The 10441-nt window shown below is 41.1% G+C and carries 9 protein-coding genes; 2 read left to right on the forward strand and 7 right to left on the reverse strand.

The annotated features are described in order from the left end of the window. A partial coding sequence (locus B2575_RS13425) for a nitrilase-related carbon-nitrogen hydrolase (RefSeq protein WP_296242661.1) occupies positions 1-523 on the forward strand: 523 nt, incomplete at its 5' end. 50 nt (positions 524-573) lie between these two features. On the opposite strand, the gene B2575_RS13620 is transcribed toward B2575_RS13425, so the two are convergent. After that, the gene (locus B2575_RS13620) at positions 574-738 is read right to left on the reverse strand and encodes an ImmA/IrrE family metallo-endopeptidase (protein WP_353511630.1); all 165 of its coding nucleotides are present in this window, start codon (positions 736-738) and stop codon (positions 574-576) included. A 222-nt stretch (positions 739-960) separates the two neighbouring features. On the opposite strand from B2575_RS13620, the gene lgt reads away from it, so the two are divergent. Beyond that, positions 961-1845, forward strand: coding sequence for a prolipoprotein diacylglyceryl transferase (lgt, locus tag B2575_RS13430; protein ID WP_045455784.1), 885 nt, complete (start codon positions 961-963; stop codon positions 1843-1845). Positions 1846-2213: 368 nt separating this feature from the next. Here the strand turns inward: lgt and B2575_RS13435 are convergent, their stop codons facing one another. The 6 genes from B2575_RS13435 to parA form a co-directional block, all read right to left on the reverse strand. Beyond that, entirely contained in the window at positions 2214-3197 is a 984-nt protein-coding gene (locus B2575_RS13435; protein ID WP_181717480.1) for an RNA-binding domain-containing protein, read from the reverse strand. Between the two features lie 210 nt (positions 3198-3407). Beyond that, positions 3408-6509, reverse strand: a complete 3102-nt coding sequence (locus B2575_RS13440; protein WP_296242667.1) for an HsdR family type I site-specific deoxyribonuclease — start codon at positions 6507-6509, stop codon at positions 3408-3410. Then, on the reverse strand, positions 6502-7674 hold the full coding sequence (locus B2575_RS13445; RefSeq protein ID WP_296242669.1) for a restriction endonuclease subunit S: 1173 nt from the start codon (positions 7672-7674) through the stop codon (positions 6502-6504). Before B2575_RS13445 ends, B2575_RS13440 begins: the two co-directional genes overlap by 8 nt. After that, positions 7671-9212, reverse strand: a complete 1542-nt coding sequence (locus B2575_RS13450) for a type I restriction-modification system subunit M (protein ID WP_296242672.1) — start codon at positions 9210-9212, stop codon at positions 7671-7673. The genes B2575_RS13445 and B2575_RS13450 overlap by 4 nt, the downstream gene beginning before the upstream one ends. A gap of 322 nt (positions 9213-9534) precedes the next feature. Then, a complete protein-coding gene (locus B2575_RS13455; RefSeq protein WP_025652656.1) occupies positions 9535-9744 on the reverse strand; it encodes a plasmid partition protein ParG in 210 nt (69 codons plus the stop codon). Between the two features lie 3 nt (positions 9745-9747). Next, entirely contained in the window at positions 9748-10386 is a 639-nt protein-coding gene (gene parA, locus B2575_RS13460; RefSeq protein WP_296242675.1) for a ParA family partition ATPase, read from the reverse strand. Positions 10387-10441: the final 55 nt, after the last annotated feature.

Raw genomic sequence — 10441 nt, forward strand, 5'->3', positions numbered from 1 at the left:
AGAGTATATTCCATTTGAAGGCGTACTCGATATTTTCCCAAATTTGGCCGGTAGTCAGGATATTAAGAGCTATAGTCGTGGTAGTGATCAGCAGTCACCGCTACAAGTGCGTGGACACAATATAGGGACGGCTATCTGTTATGAGGTAGCTTATCCAGATACTACGCGTAAAAATGCCATCGATACTGACTTTTTGTTGACCGTCTCTAACGATGCCTGGTTTGGCACTTCAGCAGGACCATTGCAACATTTGCAAATGGTACAAATGCGCGCTCTTGAGAACGGGCGCTGGTTTATTCGAGCGACCAATACTGGTGTTACCGCTATCATTAACCATAAAGGTCGTATTGTAAAACGCGCACCGCAGTTTGAGCGTACTGTACTACGTGGTGAGATACAGGCACGGGTTGGTAACACTCCCTTTATGCTTATGGGAAATTATCCTATCTTGATAATAATAGCGCTGCTATTACTACTGAGCTATTTTGGCAAAGGTCTAACCACACTTAGAAGACGAGGGTAATAGTAAACTTAATCATAATAATTTAATCAGCATAAATTTTATTGTAGGATTCATGTTTCAGCTGCTTTAGACTCTAAGTCTTGATCAAGCGATTCTACGAAACTTTCAGATATTATCATGCTGTAGATACCTCTAACCAAATGACCATATTCGTGACATGCATCGAATCTACTTTTCTCCATAGTTTTTTTGTTATTCAAAAAGATAAAAGGCATTCACGCCTCAGTTGGTTGATTAGATTTAGGGAGAATATCACATTGCTGGGATAATTTTTTTCCGCTTGCTGCGCGCAAGCCAAACAGATGCTTCGAAATATTTATTCCAGCACCACGTTATGATCGTTGACACTCTTTTGTTTTGAACAGACGGTCGTGTTCGCAAGGGTCAAATTTTGCTATTATGACCAACATTTTATTATCAATAATTATGATACCTTTATGATGATTCATCCTCAGTATGATCCCGTTGCGCTGTCTTTGGGTCCAGTAGAAGTGAACTGGTATGGTTTAATGTACCTGCTGGCATTTGCCGCCGCTTATGGTCTGGCTTGGTATCGTAGTACCAAACGCGACAATTGGACCACCGATATGGTGTCTGATTTGGTCTTTTATGGGGCGCTTGGCGTTATTTTAGGCGGTCGGATTGGCTATGTGCTGTTTTATCAATTCGGCGAGCTACTACAAAACCCCGCATACCTATTAAAGGTTTGGGAAGGCGGTATGTCTTTCCACGGCGGCTTTATTGGCGTCATGATAGGTATGTGGTTCTTTGCGCGTAAATACAAAAAAACCACCTTTCAAGTATTCGATTTTATCGTTCCTTGCGTGCCAACTGGCTTACTGTTTGGTCGTATCGGTAATTATATCAATGGTGAACTATGGGGGCGCGTATCAGACGGTGGCTATAATTGGCTGACCTACTTTCCGCAAGCCGCTGCCTTTGATATGGAGCAATTACAGAGCAATCCACAATTGCAAGAATTAATGATTGAGGTTAATGGTCAGTACATACTGCCTCGTCATCCATCGCAACTATATGAAGCCTTCGCCGAAGGTCTGCTGCTATTTATCTTTTTATGGTGGTACTCATCAAAGCCGCGTCCACGTATGGCCGCTTCTGCCGTGTTCTTACTGGGCTACGGTATCAGCCGCTTTATCATTGAATTCTTCCGTCAGCCAGATGCTGATCAAGGATTTATCCTTTTAGGTTGGATGACCAAAGGACAAATATTAAGCGCACCGATGATTATCGCTGGCTTAATTATGCTGATTTACGCTTATAAACGTGGTATCTATGATTGGGGTAAGCAGTCTGCTTATTAGGTATGAGAGACAATCATGTATGAACTAATAAAAATGAACGCTGTGCTAACAAGATACATTCCTTTGTGAAACTGATATCTATGTTAGAGTAAGATTTTTTTATTCCTAAAGCCAATCTGTTTAGTGACAACTGGGAGGTAAGCCTTCATTAAAGGCGATCTTATATTTAATAGGTACAGCGACTAATTAAAAAGATGGATATGCCGCCATTTCATCTTGAAAGGTACACTGCTATGTACACTGAGCTGCTATGAGTATTTTGACTACTGACATCAATAGCTTGCAGCTTGATATTCAAGTCCTCACTAGGGGACCGAACCAGTGAAAGCACCTGATTGGCTCGCTAGAGGTTCAGATGATGTTACTGTCTATCGCTGTCTATCCTGATACTCTTTACGCATATCCATAGCATCATCTAGAGTGATATTTTTCTCTTTGAGGAACTCTAGGCATGTTTTGCTATAAAATTTTTGACTTCCTTTGGTCTGGAAAAACCTATTATTTTTCTGTAGTTCAAACTTCCATATTATAGCAGTCAATAGATATGGACTACCTTTGGGTGACAACAAATTAAGATGTTCGCACAATTCAGTTGCAGTATAAAAATCCTCCTCAAGACTAAAATTAGGTATAGCTGTTTCAACGCCTTGAACCTTACCCACCAGCATAATTGCTGGGCTACCATCTTTCTCAACAAAATGACCTGAATTAATAAACTTTATATCCTTTAGAAGCTTAGAGTCTATTAGCATTGTCTTGTTATTGGGTAAGGGTATTTCACCTCTATACATATCCATTAACGTGATGTTTTGTGGACCTATCCTCGCAATATTCTGAATATGCTCCATCCATTTCTTCTGTTCTAACTGTTTAATCTCATCTAAGATTGCTAATAATTCAGCATGTTTTATTTTCTCACTTCTACCAAAGTATCGATAAAATATATCTCCTTCTTTATTTTTTTTGACCTCCTTTATACAAATTATGGGCTTACTCTCTGATTTTGAAATGATAATCGCCCCAAAATTCATGTTTTGATGACTAAATGAATATATTTCAAAAAGAATTTCAGGAGAAAACTGGTTGTTCAGGTGTTCTGCAAGCTTCTCCTCTTTTAGTTCTTCAAAATTATTGTTAGAAAGCCCTACCGCCCTTCTTGGCTTGTCTTTAACTCCAAAAATAATAACACCGCCAGCAGCATTAGCAAACGCAGCAAATGTTTTGGATAATTCGCCCTGTATAATCGCACCTATATTAAAGTTCTCTTTGAACTCAAGATGTTTACTCTCTCTTTTAATAAACCTGCCATTGGCATCGCACTCAATATATTTAATAAAATCACTACTATCCATATACCCTTTCCAACCCTAAAATTAATAACAGTCTAATCTGATAAACGTCCATCACCACAACATGCTAACGCAGAGTCAAAAAAAAGGGGCATTGTTTTCGATATTAGTAAATCCTAGCCGCTTCTTTGTTTTTAGCGCTCTGCAAGACTCCTCGAAGAGCGCAGTTAAAGGCTCAAGTCCCACTACAGTTACTGTGCCTATTTAATTTAACTACACCTTTCCACCCACGCCTTTAAACTTCTCAACAAAGGCAGCAATTTTCTGTAGAACACTTTGCTTCTTGGTTAAGTATTGTGGATTGAGTGGACTCAGTTTGGGCAAAATAGCATTTAACTCTGTACCGTTCTCACTAGCGTACTCACGCTTTAAAGAAGCGGTGATATAACGCTTAGCAGCTTCTTCATTCAGGTTTTCAGCGGCAATCATATCTTTGACTTCGCGTTGTTGTTCTACCTGAGCATAGCTAAAAAAGGCGTCAATGATGCTGGATTTGTCAGGGATGGTATCCAAGTTGGTTTGATTGATGAAGTCTACTACCAAGCTCTCTTTAGCGCGGTTGCCAAGGCTTGCCCGAATCAAACGACGTACCTCTTCAACCAAGGCAGACTTGTCCTTGGTATTTTTATTATGCTCAAAAATCAGCTCAAGGATATAATCCAGATTGATCTCTTGTGATTTGAGCAGATCTATCTCAAAAACCACGTCATCCCAATCAATCGAAGACTCATCTTGCTGGTCACCCGCTTTTTCACGACGTAGCCAATCACGTATATCGTTATAGGTAGAACGGTAATCTTGTACGGTACGTTCAGCAGGCACTTTAATGGCTTGCATAGCGGCTAAGTCATCGTCGTTTAGGTAATGCTCATCCTTAAACGTCTCAACAGCGTCAGCATCGGTTACATCCAAGTCTTGCAGTGCTTTTAGGCTTGCAAACTCATCATAGTTTTGTAAGATGTTCTCGACACGCAAATACTCCCCGAATAACTTGGCAAAGTCCTTCTTGTCAGACTCTTTGACAATCTCATCAGGATTAGGGAAGCGTTGTTGTAGCTCTTTGACCACTTCCAAATAGCCGCGGCGCGCTTTACCTGTGGCAATATCGGTAAAGCCTTCTAAATACTCTTTATAGCTCTTCTCTAGCACCACGTTTTTGGTATTTCTATCACCAAACAAGGTGATGGCGTCAATAGTCGCTTTTTCTAAGTCTCGAAAGGTCACAATATTGCCAAACGTCTTGGTGGCATCATAGATACGGTTGGTACGTGAGAAAGCTTGCATTAGGCCGTGGTAGCGCAGATTCTTATCCACGAATAAGGTGTTCAAGGTAGGCGCATCAAAACCCGTCAAGAACATGCCAACGACAACCAGTAAGTCCACTTCTTGATTAATGACGCGCCCTGCAAGGTCGCGGTAGTAATTTTGGAAGGATTTGCTGTCTACACCATAATTTGTTTTAAACATCGCGTTATAGTCGCCAATAGCACTGCTTAAAAACTCTTTAGCACTGCTGTTCATGGCAGTGGGTTCAAAACCTTCATCAGGAATGTCCCCCAATGCATCTTGCTCTTCATTGGCGGCAAAAGAAAAGATAGTGGCAATCTTTAACGGTTTGTCGCTGTCCTTTTGCAACTTATTCAAGGTTTCATAATAGGCTTTAGCAGCGTCTACACTACTGACAGCAAACATAGCGTTAAAGCCTTTACCACCAGACTTCAGACGGTGGGTTTTTTGCCTAAAATGGGTTAATACATATTGCGATATCTCTTGAATACGATCAGGGTGCAATAACAGCTGCTTGTTTTCTGCTGCGGTGAGCTTCGTCTCGTCCTGCTCGCTTTCAATGCCGCTAAACTGGGGCCGTACATCGTTGTAATCGACTTTAAACTTCAATACCTTTTCATCACGAATGGCATCAGTGATGACGTAGGAATGCAGCTCATGACCAAACACTCCAGCGGTAGTCTCAGCTCCTAATGCGTTCTCAGGGAAGATTGGTGTACCCGTAAAGCCAAACTGATAGAACTTTTTAAACTTCTTCTTCAGGTTCTTCTGCGCTTCACCGAACTGGCTACGATGTGCCTCATCAAAGATAAACACCACTTGTTTATTATAGATGGGTAAATCAGCCTCACCTTTGATTAGGTTGTTTAGCTTTTGAATGGTGGTGACAACGATTTTATTATCGTCTTTATCAAGGTTAAGTTTTAAACCTGCAGTGCTGTCTGAACCGTTTACGCTCTCCGGGGAGAAGCGCTGATACTCCTTCATAGTTTGGTAATCAAGATCCTTACGATCTACCACAAAGAACACTTTATCAATGAAAGGCAGTTCTGTTGCCAAACGTGCTGCTTTAAAGCTGGTTAAAGTTTTCCCTGAGCCTGTGGTATGCCAAATAAAGCCGCCACTCTCAAGAGTGCTCCAGTTTTTGGCTTGATAAGCACTGTTTATTTTCCACAGAATTCGTTCAGTCGCCGCTATCTGATAGGGACGCATCACCAGTGAGGTATCACTCACATCAAAGACGGTGTAATGCATCAGCACGTTTAACAGGGTGTTTTTTTGGAAGAAGGTAGCGGTAAAGTCTTTTAAGTCTTTGATTAAGGTGTTGTCTGAGCGCGCCCAATTCATGGTGAAATCAAAGCTGTTTCTATTGCGCTTGGTGGTATTGGCAAAGTAGCGCGTGTCGGTGCCGTTTGAGATCACAAACAGCTGTAAGTATTTATATAAGGAATTGTCGGAGTTAAAGCTCTCTTTGCTATAACGATGTACTTGGTTAAAGGCTTCACGAATGGCAATGCCACGTTTTTTAAGCTCAATCTGCACTAAAGGTAGACCATTCACCAAAACAGTAACGTCATAACGGTTGGCTTGTGTGCCTGTTTGAGCAAACTGCTTGATCACCTGTACTTTATTGCGTGGGATGTTCTTCTTATCGAGTAGCGCGATATTTTGCAAGCGCCCGTCGTCAAACGTAAAGTCATGGATATGGTCATCATGGATTTTACGGGCTTTATCGGTGCTGTTATCGCTAGGATTATCGAGGTATTCCAAGACAAAGCGTTGCCACTCATCATCGGTGAACTGCACGTCATTTAAGGCTTGTAGCTGCACGCGCACGTTGGCCAACATGGTTTTGGGTGAGTTTAAATCAGCGACAAACTCATAACCTTGGTTTTGTAGGTCTGTGAGTAACTCACGTTCTAAATCGTCTTCAGTTTGATAGCCCCCATCGGGCTGATCGCACTTGGTATATTTATTGAGAACAATAAAATTATTCGATTCTGCAATGGTGTTGGTCTGTTCAGTCATGTTTTGCTACCTCAGCCTTAGGGAAACTTAAAAGCAGCTCACGATAATATTCATACTGCTGCTGACGCAATTCAATCTCACGCGGCAAGCCTTCGGTGAGTGAGGTGGTTAAGGCGTCAAATTTATCGAGGATAGCAACGATGCGTTGTTGTTCGGCGAGCGGAGGGAGTGGAATCAACATAGTTTTTAATTGACCAGCTGTGAGTAATGGTTGTCCAGCTCCTTTAGTAAAACGGTTTAGATTTACATTTACTAAATAATAATATAGAAACTTTAAGATAATATTATCTTTATTTTGAACTATCAGCGTATTATCTGAAACATCATATTCGCCTTTTGCTATATTTACACGTCCAGCATTAGCACCAACTCTAGCTACTAATATCTGTTCTTTTGAATAAACCTTAGCATCTGTTCTTCCAATGATTCCTGTTGAACCAAAGACAGGATAAAGCCCTAACTCAGATTTAAATTTATTTTTACCTGAAGAAATCTTTTCACATACATCTTCTAGCTTTTTCCACTCAACCTTGCTTTCTTCAAACGTTAAGAGCTGATCACGATAGTAGGTATATTGCTGCTTGCGTGCTACAAGCTCTGCGGTAAGCTGTGCGGTAAGCTCTGCGGTAAGCTCTGTAAATGCGTCTAAAACCCGTACAATTTCGGCTTGGACTTCTAATGAAGGAAGTGAAACTGTCATTTTGGAAAGACTATCTCTAGAAACCCTTCGAACTTTCGCTCCAGTAATAAACTTAATTTTTTGTTTTTGAAAATCATCTGTCTGAAAATAATATGCTAAATATTTTACATTTTGACCATGTCTAAATAGCATCATATCGCCGGAAATAGCAACTTTTTCACCAAGCCATGCTATAGATTTCAGCACATCTTCGTCATTTTCTGAAGTTGTCGCAATTAATAAATCGCTCTTCTGCGCTATTCTTGATTTTTTCGCTAATTCATCAGAGATAAATGTAAAAGCTTGAACGGCTGAAAAACCGTATCGGGTAAATATTTGCCCATAATGTACTGCTGGAAACCCTGCTTCAACTAAATCTTTTTTTTGTATTCCGTTACCGCGAATAAACTCACCAATATCGCCCAAAGTCAATTTCTTAACTTCAACCCCATCAAGCAGCTTATCCATATAACTCAAATCACTCATGCCTCAATCTCCGCAACGATGGCATCGATATCAGTGCGCAGCTGATTAATCTTAGCTACCGTGGTCTTCAGCTCAGCATTGAGGGTATTGATATCAGTCACTTCACGCGTGTCCTCAGCTTCCACGTAAGCGCTGACGGACAGATTATAGTCATTGGTCGTAATCGCGCTGTTATCGACGCTCACGGCTACATACTCGCTGTCTGCTTTGCTATCAAACAGCTGCATAATCTGCTCAATGTTTGCATCAGTCAGAATATTGGTATTGGTTTCTGACTTAAATAACTGACTGGCATCGATAAACTGGGTTTTGTTATCCGTTTTGTGTTTGGAGAGCACTAAGATATTGACCGAGATGGTTGTACCAAAGAACAGATTGGGCGCAAGAGAAATCACGGTTTCAACGTAATTGTTATCTATCAGGTACTGACGAATTTTTTGTTCAGCACCGCCACGATAAAAGATACCAGGGAAGCAGACTATGGCTGCTCGTCCTTTACTGGATAAGTAATTCAACGCATGAAGCACAAAAGCAAAGTCAGCTTTAGATTTTGGCGCTAACACTCCGGCAGGCGCAAAACGCTCATCGTTAATCAAGGTAGGATCGTCGCTGCCAATCCATTTCACTGAATAAGGTGGGTTAGAGACAATAGCATCAAAAGGTTTATCATCACCGAAGTGCGGGTTTCGCAGAGTATCACCCAGCACGATATTAAACTTGTCGTAGTTGATGTTATGCAAAAACATATTCATACGTGCAAGGTTATACGTGGTGTGATTGATTTCCTGACCAAAAAAACCGTCTTCAATGATATGGTTATCAAAGTGCTTTTTAGCTTGCAATAGCAGCGAACCCGAACCTGCAGCTGGGTCATAAATCTTATTGACCGTTTCCTGCTTGTGCATGGCAATTTGCGCAATTAGCTTAGAGACGCTTTGTGGCGTAAAGAACTCACCCCCTGACTTACCAGCATTGGCGGCATAGTTGGAAATGAGATACTCATAGGCATCACCAAACAAATCAATTTGATTGTCAGAGAACTGATCTAACTTGAGACCCGCCACACCTTTAAGCACCGCTGCTAAGCGCTTATTTTTATCATCAACCGTATTACCTAAACGGTTGCTGGTGGTATCAAAATCCGCAAACAAGCCTTTGATGTCAGGCTCGGACGGGTAACCATTGGCTGAACCTTCAATCGCTTTGAATATGGAGGCTAAGTCTGTATTAAGGTTTTCATTCCTATGTGCCCCTGCTGCAATGTTGGCAAACAGTTGGCTTGGATAAATAAAATAGCCCTTGGTTTTAATGGCATCGTCTTTAATATCTGCGTTAATCACATCATCGGAGAGCTTGGCATAATTGACACTCTCATCACCTGCTTCAATATAACTAGAAAAGTTCTCACTGATAAATCGGTAAAACAAAGTACCTAATACATACTGTTTAAAGTCCCAGCCATCTACTGAACCACGAACCTCATTTGCAATTTGCCAAATTTGACGGTGTAGTTCGGCACGTTGTTGGGTACTTGTCATGATAAAAATCCTATAGGAATAATGATGGGGCTAGAAGCCCCTTATATTTTGTGTAACTTAAATCGTTATTGAATGCGCTTTGATTAAGGGCAATATACCTTAGCACTGCTAACCGTTTTTGGTTCTATAATATGGTACTGATATAGGAAACAGTGCTTGTTTTGCCATGGGTATTTTCTTTGCAGCTTGCTTCTACGTCTGGCTTAAGAAAACAAGCATCTGATGATACTAGAAAGGAGCACAGCGTTCGACGATATGTATAATTTTTTGAGTTTTTTATACATATCCTTTTTATAGGCATAAAAAATCCGATTTTTTATGCTTATCGCTCAACCAACTTTTCCTCAATCATTTCAGTCAACAGCTCAGTAACCGTTTTTCGGCTCTCAAGCGCATACCGTTTAAGTGCAATATGTTTATCTTCATCTAGGTTGAAATTCACGCGTACCGTCTTTTTGGGACTGTCCGTCACATCCGATAAAGCCAATTGATCCTTAACGTTCTTACTAGGACGACCTGCTGATAAACTCATGACTTACTCCTCACCAAAAAATGTTTGAATCTCACTGACCAATGCAGTTATCTCTTGTATCGCATTGCTGTTAGGCGATTCGGTATCAAATACTGTCTTGCCAAGGGCAGCGCTGTTAGGATAAGCAACACGCTGCATAACTCTAGTCTCTAGCACTGGAAGATTGTAATCGAGTAATGCAGTCGCTACTTCCTTACCTATATTGGTGTTTTGAATGGCACGTGATACGATAAACGCCGCCTTTAGTTCACCATCCATCATCTCAACACGCTGCTGCACTAAATCAACCAAATCGCTGGTTGCCCAGATATCATAAGGACTCGGCTGCACCGGGATCAATATAAAATCTGCGGCTTTAATAGCAGAAATAGCCAGACTAGTAGCTTGCGGCGATCCATCGATCACCACATAATCTTTATCAGAGACGCTTTTTAAATCTTTATCAAGTGTTGGTCTATCAAGCCCGATCACTGGTACCGGATTGTCTTCATCAACCGCTCTCCAGTCACGCGCACTGCCCTGCTGATCGCTATCTACTAGCAGAACACTATGGCCTTTCAACTGTAAGCCACGAGCCAGATGCGTTGCGATGGTAGTCTTGCCGCTGCCACCTTTTTGATTTAATACCGCGATTACCTTCATAAATACAGATCCCTGTAGCATGCATTGAGTATATAAGTATATAAGTATATAAGTA

Origin of the sequence: Psychrobacter sp. UBA6739, from assembly GCF_002453835.1 — a bacterium.
In the GTDB taxonomy this organism is placed as follows: Bacteria; Pseudomonadota; Gammaproteobacteria; order Pseudomonadales; family Moraxellaceae; genus Psychrobacter; species Psychrobacter immobilis_A.

Excerpts from the sequence above, each read along its gene's own strand:
- B2575_RS13620 (WP_353511630.1), bottom strand. The coding sequence starts at position 738 with ATGCCTTTTATCTTTTTGAATAACAAAAAAACTATGGAGAAAAGTAGA.
- lgt (WP_045455784.1), top strand. The coding sequence starts at position 961 with ATGATGATTCATCCTCAGTATGATCCCGTTGCGCTGTCTTTGGGTCCA.
- B2575_RS13435 (WP_181717480.1), bottom strand. The coding sequence starts at position 3,197 with ATGGATAGTAGTGATTTTATTAAATATATTGAGTGCGATGCCAATGGC.
- B2575_RS13440 (WP_296242667.1), bottom strand. The coding sequence starts at position 6,509 with ATGACTGAACAGACCAACACCATTGCAGAATCGAATAATTTTATTGTT.
- B2575_RS13445 (WP_296242669.1), bottom strand. The coding sequence starts at position 7,674 with ATGAGTGATTTGAGTTATATGGATAAGCTGCTTGATGGGGTTGAAGTT.
- B2575_RS13450 (WP_296242672.1), bottom strand. The coding sequence starts at position 9,212 with ATGACAAGTACCCAACAACGTGCCGAACTACACCGTCAAATTTGGCAA.
- B2575_RS13455 (WP_025652656.1), bottom strand. The coding sequence starts at position 9,744 with ATGAGTTTATCAGCAGGTCGTCCTAGTAAGAACGTTAAGGATCAATTG.
- parA (WP_296242675.1), bottom strand. The coding sequence starts at position 10,386 with ATGAAGGTAATCGCGGTATTAAATCAAAAAGGTGGCAGCGGCAAGACT.